Origin of the sequence: Salisaeta longa DSM 21114, assembly GCF_000419585.1 — a bacterium.
Classification (GTDB): domain Bacteria; phylum Bacteroidota; class Rhodothermia; order Rhodothermales; family Salinibacteraceae; genus Salisaeta; species Salisaeta longa.
Window position 1 is genome coordinate 60,048 of sequence record NZ_ATTH01000002.1, and the last position, 18,212, is coordinate 78,259.

General features: G+C 62.4%; 17 protein-coding genes. 10 read left to right on the forward strand and 7 right to left on the reverse strand.

What is annotated here, in order from left to right; all coding sequences use genetic code 11:
• Nucleotides 1–205: 205 nt before the first annotated feature.
• The 3 genes from SALLO_RS0113570 to SALLO_RS0113580 all read left to right on the forward strand — a co-directional run bounded on the left by SALLO_RS0113570 (nt 206) and on the right by SALLO_RS0113580 (nt 3,312).
• Nucleotides 206–1,015: a ParA family protein gene (locus SALLO_RS0113570; protein WP_022836846.1), complete on the forward strand. Its 810-nt coding sequence runs from the start codon at nt 206–208 to the stop codon at nt 1,013–1,015.
• A 58-nt stretch (nt 1,016–1,073) separates the two neighbouring features.
• Nucleotides 1,074–1,490: a hypothetical protein gene (locus tag SALLO_RS0113575; protein WP_022836847.1), complete on the forward strand. Its 417-nt coding sequence runs from the start codon at nt 1,074–1,076 to the stop codon at nt 1,488–1,490.
• A 784-nt stretch (nt 1,491–2,274) separates the two neighbouring features.
• Nucleotides 2,275–3,312: a replication initiation protein gene (locus SALLO_RS0113580; RefSeq protein WP_022836848.1), complete on the forward strand. Its 1,038-nt coding sequence runs from the start codon at nt 2,275–2,277 to the stop codon at nt 3,310–3,312.
• 72 nt (nt 3,313–3,384) lie between these two features.
• Here the strand turns inward: SALLO_RS0113580 and SALLO_RS17370 are convergent, their stop codons facing one another.
• Both SALLO_RS17370 and SALLO_RS0113590 read right to left on the reverse strand, forming a co-directional pair.
• The gene (locus SALLO_RS17370; RefSeq protein ID WP_022836849.1) at nt 3,385–3,714 is read right to left on the reverse strand and encodes an anti-sigma factor family protein; all 330 of its coding nucleotides are present in this window, start codon (nt 3,712–3,714) and stop codon (nt 3,385–3,387) included.
• 4 nt (nt 3,715–3,718) lie between these two features.
• Complete coding sequence (locus SALLO_RS0113590) at nt 3,719–4,318, reverse strand: RNA polymerase sigma factor (protein WP_022836850.1); 600 nt, start codon at nt 4,316–4,318, stop codon at nt 3,719–3,721.
• Between the two features lie 196 nt (nt 4,319–4,514).
• On the opposite strand from SALLO_RS0113590, the gene SALLO_RS0113595 reads away from it, so the two are divergent.
• Nucleotides 4,515–5,333 (forward strand): class II glutamine amidotransferase, encoded by an 819-nt coding sequence (locus SALLO_RS0113595; protein WP_028567270.1) that lies wholly within the window; start codon nt 4,515–4,517, stop codon nt 5,331–5,333.
• A 168-nt stretch (nt 5,334–5,501) separates the two neighbouring features.
• On the opposite strand, the gene SALLO_RS17375 is transcribed toward SALLO_RS0113595, so the two are convergent.
• The 5 genes from SALLO_RS17375 to SALLO_RS17385 all read right to left on the reverse strand — a co-directional run bounded on the left by SALLO_RS17375 (nt 5,502) and on the right by SALLO_RS17385 (nt 9,666).
• Nucleotides 5,502–5,795, reverse strand: coding sequence for a cupredoxin domain-containing protein (locus SALLO_RS17375; protein ID WP_022836851.1), 294 nt, complete (start codon nt 5,793–5,795; stop codon nt 5,502–5,504).
• 212 nt (nt 5,796–6,007) lie between these two features.
• Nucleotides 6,008–6,982: a hypothetical protein gene (locus SALLO_RS17980; RefSeq protein WP_022836852.1), complete on the reverse strand. Its 975-nt coding sequence runs from the start codon at nt 6,980–6,982 to the stop codon at nt 6,008–6,010.
• 156 nt (nt 6,983–7,138) lie between these two features.
• Nucleotides 7,139–7,864, reverse strand: coding sequence for a flavodoxin family protein (locus SALLO_RS0113610; protein ID WP_022836853.1), 726 nt, complete (start codon nt 7,862–7,864; stop codon nt 7,139–7,141).
• Between the two features lie 61 nt (nt 7,865–7,925).
• Entirely contained in the window at nt 7,926–8,486 is a 561-nt protein-coding gene (locus SALLO_RS0113615; RefSeq protein ID WP_022836854.1) for a peroxidase-related enzyme, read from the reverse strand.
• A 13-nt stretch (nt 8,487–8,499) separates the two neighbouring features.
• Nucleotides 8,500–9,666, reverse strand: coding sequence for a DUF3179 domain-containing protein (locus tag SALLO_RS17385; protein ID WP_040606381.1), 1,167 nt, complete (start codon nt 9,664–9,666; stop codon nt 8,500–8,502).
• Nucleotides 9,667–9,818: 152 nt separating this feature from the next.
• Here SALLO_RS17385 and SALLO_RS0113625 point away from each other — a divergent pair, with 152 nt between their 5' ends.
• From SALLO_RS0113625 to SALLO_RS0113650, 6 genes are all read left to right on the forward strand, one after another.
• Nucleotides 9,819–10,316 (forward strand): Uma2 family endonuclease, encoded by a 498-nt coding sequence (locus SALLO_RS0113625; protein WP_022836856.1) that lies wholly within the window; start codon nt 9,819–9,821, stop codon nt 10,314–10,316.
• 222 nt (nt 10,317–10,538) lie between these two features.
• The gene (locus SALLO_RS0113630) at nt 10,539–14,783 is read left to right on the forward strand and encodes a hybrid sensor histidine kinase/response regulator transcription factor (protein ID WP_169577938.1); all 4,245 of its coding nucleotides are present in this window, start codon (nt 10,539–10,541) and stop codon (nt 14,781–14,783) included.
• Nucleotides 14,784–15,073: 290 nt separating this feature from the next.
• Nucleotides 15,074–15,478: a hypothetical protein gene (locus tag SALLO_RS0113635; RefSeq protein WP_157621520.1), complete on the forward strand. Its 405-nt coding sequence runs from the start codon at nt 15,074–15,076 to the stop codon at nt 15,476–15,478.
• 556 nt (nt 15,479–16,034) lie between these two features.
• Entirely contained in the window at nt 16,035–17,093 is a 1,059-nt protein-coding gene (locus SALLO_RS0113640) for a nuclear transport factor 2 family protein (RefSeq protein ID WP_169577939.1), read from the forward strand.
• A 72-nt stretch (nt 17,094–17,165) separates the two neighbouring features.
• Nucleotides 17,166–17,639 carry a DUF4440 domain-containing protein gene (locus SALLO_RS0113645; protein WP_022836860.1) on the forward strand — a complete coding sequence of 158 codons (474 nt, stop codon included), beginning with the start codon at nt 17,166–17,168 and terminating at the stop codon, nt 17,637–17,639.
• Between the two features lie 82 nt (nt 17,640–17,721).
• Nucleotides 17,722–18,111 (forward strand): RidA family protein, encoded by a 390-nt coding sequence (locus tag SALLO_RS0113650; protein WP_022836861.1) that lies wholly within the window; start codon nt 17,722–17,724, stop codon nt 18,109–18,111.
• Nucleotides 18,112–18,212 lie beyond the last annotated feature (101 nt).

The following is an 18,212-nucleotide window of genomic DNA, read 5'->3' on the forward strand; positions in this document are numbered from 1 at the left end:
CTGTCGACAATTACGACACCAAAAGCCCTTTTATCGCACCTGATACCCGGTTCTGTGGTACCGTAGTACCGTGGAACCATGATTCTACAGTACTATAGTTCTACAGTACCATAGTGCTACAGAACTTTGGTACCACAGAACCATAGTAGCATGGAACGCTGGAACTACAGAACCACGGTACCACCATCAAACCACGAGAGGCGGCATGTACACCATTGCGGTTGTCAATCAGAAGGGCGGCGTTGGCAAAACCACGACCACCGTTGCGCTCGCAACCTTTCTTCACCACCGCGGCTATCGCGTGCTGGTCGTTGACCTCGACGCGCAGATGAACGCCACAAAGTGGATGCTGGGCCGCCAGCTTTCGCAGGATGAAGCGTCGGTCTACGACTCGCTCGTGGCGAAGAAGAAAGACCGGACGGGTGCCGCCGACTGGCCCCTGGCTGACCTCATCGAAACGTCGCACATTGGCTTCGACTTCGTGCCAGCCAACATGGACTTGTCGAGCGCGGATGCAGAACTTGCCAATAACCTGTTTCTGCTGAATGATCGCCTCGAAGAGGTTGAAGCATCCGAGACGCATGCGTACGACTTCTGCCTCATCGACTGCCCGCCCTCCCTCGGAACGCTGGTCATGCTCGGCCTCACCGCCGCCGATGGAATGATCGTGCCCATCAAAGCAGACGAGTTTTCAATGGACGGTCTGGGGCAGCTCATCAAGACGGCGAAGACGATCAAACGTGTCAATCAGGATCTCTCCATCCTGGGCATTCTGATGAACAACCTCGACTGGCGGTTCGGACAGGTGAAGGAAGGTGTGGCCCAGCTCGAAGACGCGTACGGAAGCAAGCTGTTCAGCACCAAAATTCCGCTGCGGGCACGCATCGTGGAAGCGACGGCAGGAAGAGACCTCCACGAACACGCTTCGGGCACCGATGTTCGTGCGTACTACAACGCGCTGGTCGACGAAGTCGTGGAACGCACGGGTGTTGGGATGCCGGTACCAGCGGGATAGGCCTCGGTGTTGGTTAATCCCTCCACATCCTTTCTAGCAAGCCCCGTAGGTTTTCAACATGCCAAAGCCGAAGAAAGACACCGATTCACGGCGTAGTGTGCTTTCAATTCCTGATCTCGACCTTGAAGAAGATGATGGGGGGTCAGGCGATGCTCAGTCGTCCGAGGAGCCATCGCCGCGAGCATCAAAAGACGAAGCCCCGACCCCTGAATCAGCGCTATTCCCCATTGCAGAAACCATCAACCGGCAGAAAATCGGCGTTCACATTGACGAAACGGTTGCTGAGGCTTGGCGGGCTGCATGGGTCAAGCTTCTGTCAGTAGATCCGAAGCTCAACAAGGGTGTGGTTGTGGAGGCCGCGTTGCGTCTTGCCGTTGAAGAGTTTAGAGAGAAGGGCGAGGAGAGCCGCCTGTACGAGGTGTTAGAGGAGACAGTCGCAGCAGAACGAAGCGGAGACAAAGACACGAATCCGTAGCAGATCAGAGGCAAAAACGCGCGAGTGAAACCGGACATTTCAAGCCAAAAATGCCGCGCGCCCTATTACTATATTATTCTATTATACCATTAACTATATTACACCCCTTCGCTAAGTCCAGCAAACCCAAGCGCTTCGATGTGGGCAAGTGTGACACTTTCGTACCCTAAGTGTGAGAGAATCGTACCGTTAGTGTGACACTTTCGTACCCTAAGTGTGAGAGAATCGTACCGTTAGTGTGACACTTTCGTACCGGACATCTTCCAAGTGTGAGGGAATCGTACCGTTAGTGTGACACTTTCGTACCCTAAGTGTGAGAGAATCGTACCCCACCCCCGTTTAACAGCGATAGACGGGGGGCTAAGTGTGACACTTTCGTACTTGGTGTGAGAGAATCGTACCGAGACGATGCTAAGTGTGAGGGAATCGTACCCGTAGGCTCCTAAGTGTGAGAGAATCGTACCACCCCCGCCTAGCAGCCGCGGATCGTGCCTCAAGGGCGGGTTTAACGGGCTGCGTGAGGCTCAAAAGTGAAGCGGCAGCAGCTAAGTGTGCGAGTTTCGTACCGAGCATGGCCATTCTGGCGTCTCTGCAGTACACTATCCGCAGGTATTACCCCAAAAACACCCAGATACAGCGGTATTCGGTACGAAACCATCACACACGGTACGATTCCCGCACGGTTGTCCGTGCAGCACGGCCCGGCCGTCGCCCGTCCGTACGATGTAAGGAGGCCCGTTGCTGCCTCTGCTCGATTCTTCAGAAGGAGCGCCTGCACGGTCGCATGAGTACGCAGAAGGAAATACAGTTTGCCTCGCAGGACGAGCTCGTTGTCAAGTCGAATCGGTTTGTAACGGCGAAATACGACTGGACGCCCACGGAGCACCGCATCATCGCGATGATGATTGCGCAGTTGAAGAAAGACGACGAGTCGTTCGACGTGCAAACGATTCACATCCGCGACATTCGGGAGATGACCGAAACGCGCTCGAAGGACTTGTACAGTCGCGGCGAGGAGATTTGCCAGAAGCTGCTGGCGCAGAAAATTGAGATTCGCACGACCGACACCGAGGGCCTGCGGGAGTATGAGGGCTACAATTTGCTCTCCACGTGCCGCTATTCGGAGGGATCGGGCGCTATCCAGGCAAAGTTTAACGAGGACATGCGGCCGTTTTTGCTGGAGCTGCGGCGGCGGTTTACCATCTACCAGCTGCAGTATGTGATGCGCTTGCGAAGTCAGTACTCCATCCGCATCTACGAGATGCTAAAGATGCGCGAGGGCCTCGGGTTTTATCGAGTTACCGTGGAGCGGCTGCGCGAGTTGCTGATGATCACGCACAAATACACCGGGTCGTTCTCGCAGGTCAAAGCGAAGGTGCTGGAGCCTGCGCGTGAGGAGATCAAGGAGAAGTGCGACATCCTGTTCACGTATCACGTGGAGCGCGAAGGCCGCACGCCCGTCGCGATCAACTTCATGATTCACTCCAATCGGGACGTAGAGCCCGCGGTGAGTCAGGACGAAATCAAGCGGCTGAAGGCCCGCCGCGTCCCCGACGACGACGCAGCCGGCAACGGCGCGCGGGCGTCGGAGGCGGCGAATGGAAACGAAGGCGACGACGCGCCCCTGAAGCTCGACGGCTATCAGATGTTTTTGACGGAGCGCACCCAGGAAGAACTAGAGGCGATGGGCGACAAAGAGCTTCAGGAGCTCCGTGAGGCCGCCGAGAAGCGCGTATCGGACCAGCACCCGGAGGTTGGGTCGTCGTATCGGGCCAGCGAGGTATACCGCGTCATGAAGCGTCTGTGGGCCGACCGGCAATAGCGCGGAGTATGCCCCACCCGGGGCCCGCTATCGCATCAGCCCTATCGCATCAGTCGGCGCCTGTGCCCGCGCCTATGCCCGCGAGCCATCGCCGCCCGTGCGGTCTGTTGAACCGTTGTCCGCATCGTCGAGGTGCTCTCGGAGAAAGTGCATAGTCTCGGCAACAAGCTCCTGGGCAGCTTCGTCATCCGTCTCGTCGGCGCAGGCCTCTTGCACGAGTTCGATGGTTTTGTTGTACTGCTGAAGGTAGTTGCGGCAGTTATCGCATTTGCTGATGTGGCGCTCAAACTGCCGGGTCGTTTGCGCATCGAGCGTGCCCTCCTGGTATGCGACCAGAAAGTCGTTCACCTCTTTGCACGTAAGCATGAAGCGTCGCCGCAGCGCCGTAAGGGGATTCGTCATGGGGTTAAGCGGTGTCGTCAGAAAAATACTGGGTCAGTAAGGAGCGCAGCGCCTGGCGGGCCCGGTGCAAGCGCACGCGCACCGCACCGCGGCTGATGTCTAGCAGCTCGGCGGTTTCTTTGGTCGAGCGCTCCTCCAAATCGCGTAGGATGATGACCTCGCGGTACGTGTCCGAGAGCTCGTCGAGCGCATCGCGCACAAGCTGCTTCCGTTCGTTTCGCTCGGTCGACTGCTCCGGGTGCCACGGATCGAAGGAATCCACGTAGTGGCCCATCCGAAACTGCGGCTGGAGGCGGTCCATCGTGTCCTCGTCCATGGGCTGCTCGCGCCGGCGCTTGCGCACATGCGAGCGGGCGAGGTTGATGCCGATGCCAAAAATCCAGGTGGTCAATTTCGAGTCGCCCCGAAAGTCGTCGAGGCCTTTGTAGGCCTGCAAGAACGTTTCTTGCGTAAGGCCGCGGGCCGACTCATCGTCCGACACATACCGCTTGATGATGCGAAACAGGCGGGGCGTCTCGTGGCGCACAAGGGCCTCGAACGCCGCGCGGTCGCCCGCCACCACGGCATCGGGGTCGTAGGGCGCATCTGAAGTTGTAGAAGACAAAACAGTCTCGTCGTATGGTTGGGTGAAACGAGGGCCGAAGGCGTTACATCGGGGCAAGCGTCACATCGGGACAGGTATCAGCGTTTTCAGTGGGCATCTGCAAAACAAATCACGGACGGTCTCATGGGAATAAACAAGCGGGCGGTGTGTTCGTGCAACGGCTTCCACGCCGCTCTTTCACCAATCGCTGTTGCTTATGTGCCGGTTGTACGGACTCCAGGCCACCCACCCAACGCAGGCGGCGTGTGCGTTGCTCGACGCGCAAAACGCTCTGATCGACCAAAGCCGTGAGGATGCGCGCGGGCTGTCGAACCCCGACGGTTGGGGCATGGGCCGCGTAGACACGAGCGATGTGCACTGTTTCCGCCAAGTGGGCCCCGCTTCATCAAGTCCCGCATACCGAGAAGAAGCGCTCAACACCACCGGCACCACACTGCTCGGGCATGTGCGGCGCGCCACCGTGGGCACCCCGGCGCACACCAACACGCACCCCTTTCGGATAGGAGACGAGCTGCTTATTCACAACGGCCATGTGCCAGCGTTCGAAGAGAAAGTGAAGCCCCACCTGCTTGCGGCCCTCGACGACGACCTGCAGCAAGCCGTGGGCGGCAGCACCGACAGCGAGCACGTGTTTGCGTACATCTTGCAGATGCGCCGAACATACCCGAAGGCCAGCCTGCAGGACATTACCGGCCGAGCCATCCATCAGATCGACCAATGGGTGCCCGCGGGCCTGCCGGACGATATGGAGCACACGCTGGCCTTGAATCTGCTGTGGACCGATGGTACGCAGCTGGTGGGCAGCCGCCTCAACCGGTCGCTATGGCGCATCGCGCGCACCGCGCCGTTCGAATGCCCGATGTGCGGCGAAGCACACGCCCATCCGGGGCCCGCGGCCTACCGGTCGGTTACGGTTGCGTCGGAGCGCATTACCGACGAGGACTGGACCGAGGTGCCCAACGCCACGGTGTTTTCCGTCACCCCCAATGGCATAGTGCAGCAGGCGGCGCTGTAGGCCCCACCAAGGACTTTGCCGCAACGAAAACGGGCGCCCACCAGGTGGCGGACGCCCGCAGGGCGCAAGGTGCCTGATACGACGTCCCTCGGAGGCAGTAGGGAGAGCACCCAGCGCACGCTAGAATGTGGGCAGCGCGTGTGTGAGGCAACGGAGGGAGGCGCTGGGTCAACCCTTCGGCTTGACAATCACGACACCGCGCATCTTGGTCACCTCATGCGGCTTGCAGAAGTAGCCGTAGGTGCCCGGCACGGTGAACGTATGGCGGAACGTGGCGCCCGCATCCATCATGCCCGAGTCGAACGGCTCCGCCCCATCCGGCAGCCGGACACTCGCCTCTAGCGTGGCCTCCGCCGGGTCGGCGGTCACCGTGTGAGCAATGACGGACGTATTTTTCCACTGCACCGTTTCGCCCACCGTAACGGTTACGGTGTCGGCCCTAAACTTGAGCGTGTTCGTCATGGTAACAACCGCTGCAGGTGGCGACGCAGCTTGGACCTCCGTCGGGCCGTGGTACGGACGACTCGCCAGAAGACCGGCCGCAAGGGCCACAACTGCAAGGCCTACCAACCATCGAGAAGGTACAGCATCGAGTATAAAGCGCATAGGAAAAGAAAGAGATAAAAGACAGATAGCGCGGGTACCGGCACGGGCTACCGGGCAACGGGCCCAGCTTATTGCCGCTGGCCGTTGATGGTGAGGTTTTCAAACATCACGTGCCAGAAGGGCAGCTTCATGCCATTTTTCATCGTGAAGCCGGTGTTTACCGGGCTCTTCTTGAACGACAGATTCTTCGGATCGGGCATGAAGGGGGCAACCATCAGGTGAAAATGGCGGCGTGTGGGGCCCACGTTCTCGTCGGTCACCAGTTTGTAGTTTTCGCCGCGCACGTATTCCGTTAGCATGCCATGCACCAGGCGCGGCTTATCGATTACTTCTCCATTCTTGATCACTTCGCCCATGCCCCAGAACGCAAAGTAGGTGTATTCGCTGGGCATTTGCGCCGTGCCGATGCGCGTGAAGCCATGCAGGATGTGATTGGTAACGACGCCGCCAAACGTGGGAAACTCCATGCCGTGCGTGGCGAGCATTTTGCAGCAGCGCACCGCGTAGGTGTTGCCCTGCTTGTCCTTCCATTCCGCCATCATCTGGACCTTGTCGTCGGTTACGGCCGCGTCTGTTGCGGTCGCATCCGTGGCCTGCAGCTTCAGCGTACCGCCAGGCATGACGGTGTAGTTGTCACCGAACGGCGACTTTGGCTTCGCTTTGGTGTAGGCCCCGTCGGCTGTGGCGCGGGCCATGGGCGGTAGGCCGTTTACGCCGGGCGTGCCCGCAAACGAACGCGGCATTTGCGGCGTGCCAAACACGTACATGTCGAGTGTGCGCTGGGCGGGAAGGGCAACAAAGACACCGCCGCTTGGCTGCTGAATGCCTACCTCGATAGGGCCGCCTAACAAGGTGAAGGGCTCCTTGACGCCCTTGTGCGCCTTCACGTAGCCCTTGGCGGGCGCCATCATCTTAAGCCGCGCCATCTTCTCAGCCTTCGATGGCGCTTGGCCGAAGGCAGCCGATGCGCCAAAGAACAGCAAGACAAAAGCAGAAAGTAGCAGACGGACGCCGCACATGCGATGCTTCGTTACGTTACACATAACCAAAAGGGATCGGTTGAATGGAGCGAGGAATGACGACAGGCCCGCCGTTTGCGTAGCGTGCCTGCCAGACGTGCCCTTTGGTATGTGATGCTCGGAAACCGTTACATGCCTGACAAAAAACTGTGTGTGGTGTCGGCTGATGGTCCAGAGGGCCTACCGGTACTCCGGGTTTTCGTGATCGAAGCGCGCGCCCGCATCCCACGCCGCGCGCTGGTTGCCGTGGGCCGGAAAGCCGCCCGCATCGCGCAGCATCCGGGCAAGGTGCATCAGGTTCCAGGTCATGAACGTGGTGTTGCGCTTCGTAAAGTCGTTGTCGAAGCCCACAGGGCCGTCGGGGCCTTCGTCGCCGTAGCTGGGGCCAGGGCCCGCGGCGCCAATCCATCCGGCATCGGCCTGCGGCGGAATGCTGTAGCCCAGGTGCTGCAGCGAGTACAGAATATTCATGGCGCAGTGCTTAATGCCGTCCTCGTTGCCCGTCACGATGCAGCCGGCGGTTTTGCCGTAGTAGGCGTACTGCCCGGCTGCATTCAGATTGCCCGATTCGCCGTAGAGGCGCTCGATGACGCGCGCACACACCGATGATTTATCGCCCAGCCAGATAGGCGTACCCAGAATCAAAATATCGGCCACCTGCACCTTTTCGTAGAGCGCAGGCCAGGCATCTTCATCCCATCCGTGCTTCGTCATGTCGTGGTACACCCCGTTGGCAATGGGATGGTCGACGGCGCGCACAATCTCAACGTCCACCCCGTGCTTCTGCATGATGGTCTTGGGAACGTCGAGCAGCGTGCGGGTGTGCGACCTGCGCGGCGATTTTTTGAGGGTGCAGTTGATGAACAGGGCCGAGAGGTCCGAAAAATCGTGGGAGGGTTCGCTCATGTGGAGGATTAAACAGTTGTAGTTGATGAAAGCAATGGGACAGCGTGGGCCAAGCGGCTTCTCAGTAGTCGTAGCCGTCCACTTCTTCAGCGTCGGCCGATACGCCCAGGCCCAGGGCGATGCGATTTACAAAGTTGAAGTAGCTGGCCACCAGGTTAATGTCTAGAATTGCCGCATCAGACAAACCGGCGCGGCGCAGGGCATCCACGTGCTCTTCGGTCATCGACTGCGGGGCCCGCGTAAGGCGCCGCACGTAATCGATAAGGGCGCGCTGTTTGGCCCCTACCCGGGCCGCGGCGAGGTCGCCGGCAAGCACCGCGTCGATGCGGGCATCGTCTTTCCAGTAGGCCCTCAGGGCGGCGCGGTGGTGCGCCACACAGTAGGGGCAGTCGTTTACGTCCGACACCACCACGGCAATCAGCTCGCGCGTGGCCCGCGACAGATCCGACCGGCTAAACAGCAGCTCCAGGTACAGATCCATGTGTGCACGCATCGCCTTCGGATGCAGGCTGTGCACCCGCATGATATTTGAGAGATTGCCGCGCTGATCGGCAATTTCATCGTAGATGGCAGCCAGCGGGCCGTCGGCATCCGCTTCGTCAATGATGTCAATCCAGGCCATAGGTACGGGTACGTCAAGAGGAAGAGGCGAAGGCGTGAAGGGCCGTGTTCGGGTGAAACACGGACCATGCAAACCAAAAAATGAACTGATGCGGCACAGTGTCAAGAGTGGTACCGGCCAGCGGCCCGCTTGTGGCACGGCCGGTGACGCGCCAGGTAGAGCCGGTCTGCCGGTCGGTAAACGTGCCGTCGGCGTTTGCGGTAAACGTCAAGTGCTGCCCGTTAACGACCGGCCGAAAGACGCCGGCGGTGCCTACGTCGCGGCTGTTTCGGATGCGGCGCTCGTCTAAGGCCGAGGCGGTGCCGGGGCTCCACAGCACCACCAGCGGCGTGCCGCCCAGCGTGTCGTGCACCACGCGAGCGGTACGTAAGCCCTTCAGGGGATAGGCCCGCGCCGCAGTGCCTCGGCGCACGCCCACCACGCGCTGCATGGGCAAGAGGCGGTCATCGGTGGGGCCGTTGTAGGCAAACGGCCGCTGCGACATGGTGTCGTAGCCCACGTACGGATTCTGGCCATACGGCCGGTTGTGGCCGGTTTGGCGCGATAGCACGCGGCCTTCGAGGTGGGCCTGCCGAAAGGTGCGCCAGGCCACGATCTGCGACGGCACGCGCGGGAGTGTTCGGCCCGTGAGGGCGCCCACGATGGCCGTACCGTTGAACTGCTGCCACCACGACTCGGTCTGGCGATCCCACATGATCAGATCGCTGTGGCGCAGGTTGCCCGTGGTGCCAAAGGTGAGGCGTTCGCCCGCAACCACCGGACGCTTAAACGCGAGCGCCGTGTAGCACAGCGGGCAGAACGTAACCACAACCGGCACCCCGCCCACGGTGGTGTTCACCACCTCGTGCCAGATGAGCACCTGCAGCGGAAAGGCATATGCGGCGCCATTCAGCGTTACGCGGATCACCGGCTCGTGGCCCGCGAGCCACGCATCGGCCGCCGCAGTTGACACGTACACCGGGTCGTCGATGGGCGGGATGCCGTCGCGCGGCACGCCCCCCGACTGAATTTCGTCGTACGGTACGCTGTGCTTGCAAAAGTTGGTATCCCAGCCGCGCGTGCTGAAGGCCACCGACGAGGCGTCGATGCACGACGAGGCATCCTGCGCGACGCTGGGCGACACGCCGGCCGTCAGGGCAACGAGGAGGCTCCCACAAAGAACCAATCGAAGGAGGGGCATGGCAACGGCGGGCGTCGACGATGGAAAAGACAGCGACCGAAACAGCATCTTGTACGTGTGCGGCAGGAGGCCGGCGTTACGTGCAACCCGGCGCCCCGCCTTCCCATAAGACCTAATGCCCACGTGCGTCCTTCATCGCTGCTTGATGCGTTATGCCTATACCCGCGACGGATGTGCAGGCCCGCTGGCAGGCGTTAACCGACGATCCGCTCTTGCGCGACCTGCCGTACAAAGTTGAAACCAACGCCGCCGATCAGCTGGTTTTGAGCCCGCATTCCAACCGTCATTCGCTCCAGCAAGCCGCCATCCAGGAGGTGCTCCGCACGCATGCGCCCCCCGGAACGGTCGCGCCGGAGTTTGCGCTGGCTACGCCGGAAGGCGTGAAGGTGCCCGATGTGGTGTGGATGAGTGACGCGCGCCGGTCGGCGATGGAAGCCACGGGCGACCCCTCGACGCTCGCGCCGGAGATCTGCGTGGAGGTGCTGAGCGCAGCGAATACGGCGGCGGGGATGGCCGCGAAGCGCGCGCTCTACCGCGCGGCGGGCGCGGAAGAGGTGTGGCTGGTCGCCGCGGACGGCACCATCCGCTTCTATGCTGAGGAGGCGCTGGAGGCCTCCGCCCTCGTGCCCGCGGCCCCGCATCAGCTCTGACGTACCGAACGACACGGCCTGGCAGCTGAAAACGTTACAATTTGATGACCAGGGATTCGGTATGCTCCGCTAGGCTGTGCTTGAAAAACCAACGTGAGCGCGAGCCCGCGAGGGGATTTCAAACACAGTCTAAGCAAGCCCTTTCTTGTCCAATGGTTGCCGTTGCGGCGGCGCAGGCCGTACGTTCTGCACAGCATGCTACGGCGCCCGCCTCACGGAGCGATGCGCACCACAGCATTCCTCAGCGGCACCGGCTGTAGCGTCCATTGCCTTGGGTGGTGGATGGTTGTGTGGCTGTGGGCGGGTGTGCCGGTACAGGGGGGCGTGCCGCCCGGGCCGCTCGCCGTGGTCGTCATCCACGCGCTTCCAACCGACACGTCGCGCAGCACCGACCGGTACGTCTCCTTCCGCGTGCGGCGGTGGACGCTCAATGAAGGCTTGCCGACGCCCCTAAAAGCGGTCGCCCAAACGCCCGATGGCTACCTGTGGATCACGACGTTCGACGGCCTGGTGCGCTTCGATGGCGTCCGGTTTACGCGGTATACGACCGATACCACGCCGGTTTTTCGCAGCCACGACCTCCTTGGGCTGTACGTAACCCACGACGGCGCGCTCTGGACCGGCGGCCGCGACGGGTGGGTCTACCGCCTGCGCGAGGGCACGTGGACGGCGTACGACCTAAGCGACATCCTGCACGGCCACTGGGTGCAGGCATTTGCCGAGGAGGCGGATGGCACGCTGTGGATGGCAAGTACCGGCCCGGTCGTCGCTCGCTTCGATGGCACGTCGTGGACGCACGTCTCGCAGCCAATCCGCGACGTGTGGACGCCGCTCGTGGCCGATGCCGATGGTACGATATGGACGCTCCTCGCCGCCGAGGATGCGCCCGGTCGTCCCGAGACGCTCATCAGTGCGGGTGTGGTGGCGCGGTGGAACGGGCAGCGATTTGTGCCGGTGCCGGATGAGCGCTGGCAGGGCTTCGTTGCGACGCAGCACGGGCCGCTCTTTCATTCCGTGGAGGATTTGGCCGCCGCTCGGTCTGGCGAGCGCGTCCGCGTCGTGCTCACCCGTGCCGATGGCACCGTGCGCGGGTGGTTCTGGTCGAACGGCGCGTCCGCCATTGCGCGCCTCGTCGACCGCGTCGGGCGCGTGTGGGTACAGCGCATGAAAGACGGCGTGCTCAGCGTAATCACCATCGAACGCGACGGCGTGGAGCTGGGACGCATCGAGCCGGCAGGGGGCACCTGGGTCGAGCAGGTCTTCGAAGATCGGCAGGGCAACGTGTGGCTCCATTCACGCAGCTCGGGCCTCATCCAGGTCACCGAAGAACCGTTCCGGCGGTTCAGCACGGCTGACGGCCTTCCTCGGTTTGCGCTTCGTGCCGTGCAAGGCCCGGACGGCGCAATCCTCGTCAGCAGCGAGTGGGGCGTGAAGGGGCCCAACCTGACCGTCATCCAGGACGGAAACATCACCCCGCAGACGGTCCGGCTGCCGTCTGCGCCGCCGGGATTGCGCGCCGATATGAGCGACGACGGCCGCGTCCAACTGGGCCACGTCGTCGCCGATGCCCAGGGGCACCGCTGGGCGCTTGTGGGCCGCCACCTGCTGCGGCTGGACGCAGGAACGGCCCGCATCGCGTGGTCGACACGCGGCGCTAACCTGTGGGCGCTTCACACCGATCCGGCGGATGCCGATGCCCTTTGGCTGGGGGATGTGGCTGGGGGCGTGTACCGCTACGACCGTCGCCGAGATACGGTCACGGACTCCATGCAGGCCACCGGACGCGTGTACCAGATTCATCGCGGGCCGCGCGGACGGCTCTGGGTGGGCACCGAAGACGGCCTCTGGATTCGTGAGGCAACAGGCGCACTCGTCCGCCCGGCGGATGATGCGGGGGCGGGCCACGCCGTGCGCGACCTGATGAACGGGCCCGAGGGCGCGCTGTGGGTGGCCACCGCGGGCGGCGGACTCATTCGTCTGCGTGAGGGCACCGTGCAGGCGCTGCGCACCGACGATGGGCTCCCCGCCAACCACCTCTCGGCCGTCGTGCTAGATGCCCTCGGGTTCTTCTGGCTGAGTGGGCGACAAGCGCTCTATCGGGCCTCGTACGACGACGTGAACGCGGTGCTGGACGGGCGGCGCGGCCGCGTGGCCGTCGTGGAGCTGCTCCCGTCGGCCGGCCATCTGGGATCGAGCAACAAGCTGGTCGAGGTCGCGCATGCCCGCGATGGGAGCCTCTGGTTCCCGTCGTTCAGCGGGGTTACCCGCGTCGATCCAGCGTTTTACGCGCAGCAGTATGCCGAGCCGCTTCCGGTATACATCGAGGCGCTGGAGACCGCACAGGGCACCGCCCCGGCCCTTACCGGCGGCCTGCAGCTTCCCACGGGCGAGCGAACGCTCATCATCCAATACACCGCCCCGGACCTGCGGGCGCCGTCGCTCGTCCGTTTCCGCACGCGCCTGGACGGCCGCGATGCCGGCTGGGTGAACCAGGGCGCGGCCCGTGCGGTGGCGTACGGCGGGCTGCCGCCAGGGGACTATACGTTCCACCTCCAGGCCATGAACGCAGGCGGCGTGTGGCAATCCGCAGGGCCCACCCTCGCTTTCACTGTGCCGCACCGGTTTACCGAGACGTGGTGGTTTGCGGGGCTGTGCGCGTTGGGCCTCTTGGGCATTGGGGTCGTTGCGTATCGCATTCGCATCCGCACGCTGAAGAGCCGTCAGCGCATGCTAAACGCACTCGTGGACGAGCGGACGCAGCAGCTCCAGGCCGAAAAAGAGACGGTCCTGGCCCAGGCCGACGCGCTCCGGTCGCTCGACAACGCGAAGACGCGCGTGTTTGCCAACATCTCGCACGAGTTCCGCACGCCGCTGACCCTCACCCTCGGCCCGCTCGATGACCTGCGGGACGGGCTCTACGGGGCGCTTCCCGGTCCCGTCAGCGAGCAGGTGGAGATGGCCCGCCGCAACGCCAGTCGGGTGCTCGACCTCGTCAACCAGCTGCTTGATGTGGCGCGCCTCGAAGCAGGACAGGTGCAACTGCAGGCGCGCCCGGTCGACATTGAGGCATTCGTCGAGGCGGCGGTGCAGGCATTCATGCCGCTGGCCGAGCAGAATGCCATCACCCTATCGGTGCAGCCGCTCACGACCGACGCTTCCGCTGGCCCCGCCGTGTGGGCCCATCCGGAGCAGCTTCAGACCATCCTGAGCAACGTGCTATCGAACGCCCTGAAGTTCACGCCCGAGGGTGGAAACGTGCGCGTTACTGTGGCGCGGGGCGCGGATGACGTGCGCGTGACAATCCGTGACAACGGCCCCGGCATCTCCGCTACGGACCTGCCACACGTGTTCGACCGGTTCTACCGCACCGAAACCGATAGCGCACACGGGCCGGCGGGCTCCGGGGTTGGACTGGCGCTCACCAAAGAGCTGGTCGACCTGCACCGGGGCACGCTCATGGTGGAAAGCGAGGAAGGGTTCGGGAGCCAGTTTACGCTGATGCTACGGCGTGGGCACGATCACCTCCGGCCGGATGAGATGATAGACGGCGGGACGCCGCCCGACCTGCTTCCCGAAGAAGCCCCCGCGGTGCTCTTTTCTGGGATGGACACCCGCAGGGCCGAGGACTCCGACGTGCGATCGCCTAGCCGCGCGGAACCATCGCCTGCGGACCCAACAGGCGCAGCAGCCGAGGCCGCCGACCGAACCACCGTTTTGCTCGTCGAGGACAGCGCCGAGGTTCGCACGTACATTCGGTTGCACCTGGCAAAAGAGTATCGGGTTCTCGAAGCCGTCAATGGCCGAGACGGCCTGGAGCAGGCGCGCACCCATCTCCCCGATCTGGTACTTTCCGATCTGATGATGCCCGAAATGGACGGTCTGGAACTCTGCCAGGCGCTCAAAGAGACGCGCGCAACGGATTTCATTCCGGTCATTTTGCTCACCGCACGCGCCGAGATGTACGACCGGATCGATGCGCTGCAAGAAGGCGTGGACGACTACATGACGAAGCCATTCGACGTCGATGAGCTCAAGGCACGCATCAGCAACCTGATACGGTCGCGCCGGCAGCTCCGCGAGCGGTTTCGTGATGCCCCGGTGTCGCTCCATGCAGAAGAGGTGGAGGCGTCCTCCGTAGACCGCACGTTTCTTGAGTTGGTGCGTGCCACAATTGAGGCCCACCTCGCCGACGAGGACTTCACCGTCGATCAACTGGCTGGCGCTGTAGGGATCAGCCGGGTGCACCTGTATCGTCGCCTGCAGCAGACGCTCGGCGAATCGCCGTCCGCGCTGATCCGCACCTTCCGCCTGGAGCGCGCGGCCCAGCTTCTGGCCCAACAGGCCGGTTCGGTAAGCGAAGTTGCATACGGCGTGGGCTTCAAGAGCGTCTCTCACTTTTCGCGGGTCTTCCGCAAGCAGTACGGCCACGTCCCCTCCGAGCACCCGGTGGACACGCCCCCCGAGTAATGCTTTGTAGCAGCCGTACCGACGAGTGAGCGCGCCTCTTACCGTCCGGTTGCCCACCCTGGCTTGCTGGTAACAGGTAACGCAACAGCGACGATCGGTAACGTGCATGCTAGGTGAAGAATGCTTCTCTGCCCTACACTGCGAATGTCGACAGGACGAAAGCCTTCGACGTGGTCGCTCTCTGATCGGCCGCGCACAGTACCTCTCACGTACAGTACCTCTCACGTAAAGCCTACAGACTCATGATTAGGAAGAGAATAAAGATCGCCGCCATCGCCCTCCTGTTTCTCATGCCTGTTCTCTCTGCGGGGACTGTCATGGCGCAGGAGCGCTGCGAAAAATCCTCGGAGTGCTGGTCGCAACTCCTCAGCAAACAGATTGATATCAACCTGCACAGCAACATCTCAGGCGTTCGCCAAAGCGCCATCCTTCTCGTCATAGAGCTTGCACAGCGCAACGACCCGGGCGTGAACCTAGCCGCTGCGGTTCCTGGGCTGTTTGCCACGTTCGAAGATCCACGCCAGAGCGACGAACTGCGCCTTCTTGCGCTCACGGCATTAGAGGCCACCGACAGCAAGATGGCTTACTCCTACATACTAGGATGGACACAGCGCGGGGTGGTATCCTCGAAGCGCCTGGACGACCAGGTTCAGAGCGTCCTCAGGTCGTACGAAAGGCGTCGCATTGGCACCTGATGCTGCCTGTCACATATGTAGTGCAAAGATGCGTTCCGGCGAGCCTTTCCTCCCGGGGCGCATTTGTTTGTGTGCCCGCTACTTGGGGCGCAGTGTCCCGCGCCAACGGTAAGGCAGTCTGCTCTGTCTTAAGACATTGCCATTCGCGGGTACGCTACCATCTGCGGGTGCGCTCGCGAGCATTAGGCCGCATTCCTATCTCTCGTTGCGTGCGTTGAGGGCTCTCCGACAGACGAACGAGCCGAGCAGCGGAAGGTGCACAGGAGGACCAAGCGTGTGGATGTGCATTCCAAAGAGCCGCTCAATGCGGCGTCCCTTGTCGTCAGGTTACAGATGCTTGCCTGCTGGTAACACGTAACGCAGCGTCAACAGCCCGTTACCAGCGCGTTATGCGGACGAGTCGCGGGATCGTCAAGCTGTGTGCGCTGACAGGTCGACGCACGGACCATTGATCCCTGATCATTCCAACGGGCCCGACTTCATTGCTTCATTTCTTTAACCAACGCCTACAACGATGAAACGCTTTATCTTACTTTCCATCACTTTTTTTCTCACCATGGCTACGGTCGCACATGCACAGAAGATGCCAGTCACTACGACCTCAGACGCCGCTCGCAGTCACTACGTTCAAGGGAAGCACGCCACGGGGAACGTCGACTTCGAGCGCGCCCGGATGCACTTCGACGCTGCCCTCGCCACCGATTCCACCTTTGCCATGGCATACCTCTACCGCGCTGTTCTTTCCGGGGGTGACGAGCGGGTCGAGCACCTGCGCCGGGCAACAGTAAACGCCGCGCAGGCATCGGACGCCGAGCGTCAGATGATTGAGTCGTATGCGGCCAACCAGCGCAACGATCACGGCCGCGAAGAAGCGCTACTCACCGCCCTCGCCGAGCGTTACCCGAGCGATCCGATGCCGATGTTCTGGTGGGCCAACACCGAGGCGAACCGGGGCAACCACGCCGCTGCCGTCGCCGCCGCCCGCCGCTCGCTCGCTGCCGACCCGTCGTTTGCGCCGGCGTACAACCTAATGGGCTACGCGGAGGTCGCACGCGGCGACATGGCCGCCGCTAAGCAGGCGTTTCGTGAGTACATTCGCCTCGCCCCCGACGAGGCGAACCCGTACGACTCTTTCGGCGAGTTCTACCTCAATCAGGGCATGCTCGACGAGGCCGCGGCACAGTACAAGATGGCGCTCACCAAGAATGCGCGCTTCGAGAACGCCCGCACCATGCTCGCCCGTATCGGCATGGAACGGAGTGACCGCCGCTTCGAGCAGGCCCTCGCCGACGGAGACGCCGATGCTATCGCTGCGCTCTACACCCCAAACGCCGTTGTTATGGCCCCGGACCTGTCGCCCATCCAGGGCCGCGATGCCATCCGTGACCACATGGCGGGGATGATTGCTTCCGGCGTGGACATCCAGACGGTTGAGGTGAACCGGTCCGGTGACATCGCGATCCGGCGCTCCAATGTCATCACCAGCTCGGAGGGTGAAGTCGTCGACCGCGCCAAGACCCTCGAGGTCTGGACGCTGGTGGATGGCAAGTGGCTTTGCGCCCGTGACATGTACAGCTCGAATGCGCTGGTGAAGGCCGCTAGCAACCAAAACTGACACCTCCTGTCGCCGGGCCTCCACGCGGACGCCCAGCGAATTTTTAACTTCCTGACCCAGCGCGTGCTTTCCATGAAACGCATCCTCCTTTTTTCCTCCCTGGCGCTCATGGTAGCTGCCTGCCAGACCCCAGCCACTGAGTCCGCCGCGCCCGCGGCACCGCCCGTCACCAACGCGTCTGATCCGGCGTCCGACCGCGTGGCCATCAAGGCCATGACCGCCGAATACACCGCCGCGGTGCAGGCCGGCAACGCGGCCGCCGTCAGTGCGCTTCACGCCGACAACGCCATCCTCCACCCGCCGAATGAACCCTCCATCAGCGGGCGCTCGGCGATCGACGCCTACCTCGCTAGGGTCCACGCCGAGCCGGTAAACCTCACGTACGTCACCGAAGACGTCGTCGTCTCGGCGTCTGGCGACATGGCCTACGAGATCGGGGCGTGGGACGGCGGCAAGTATCTCACGGTGTACCGCCGCACGCCAGACGGCTGGAGGATCGTCGCCGATGCGTGGAGCGAAAATGCCCCGCCTACGAACACCAACTAAGCATGCAGCTGGCGATATGGCATCCGGCGAAGCGCTTCCGTGCAGTACCTTTGATGAGGCAACCGAATGAGGAAAAAAAACGATGAGCAGACCAGACTACTTCCACCTGCGACCGGAGATCGAGAAGGCCTACGGCTACACGCACGCCGTGAGAATCGGCGATGACATCAAGGTCTCCGGCGCGGTGAGCATGGACGACGAGGGCAATCCGACCGCCGTCGGGGACCTGGCGCAGCAGATGAAGAACGTCTACGCCGACCTGCGCAGCGTCCTGGGGCATTACGGCTGCACGTTCGACGACGTGGTTGTCGAGAACGTCTTCACAACGGACATGGCGGGATTCCTCGACGCCGCCGGATACCGCAGCACGATCTACATGGAGCACTTCCCGACCGGAAGCTGGCTGGAGGTGAAGGGGCTGGCCTTGCCCGAGCTCCTGATCGAGATCGAACTCGAAGCGCACAAGTCTTGACCACGAGCCGTGCGGCTGCATCTGACGGCTGAACAACGACGACAGAGAAAACACACGGAGATACGTACCCCTGTCACCCAACGCTCTGCAATCCACACCAA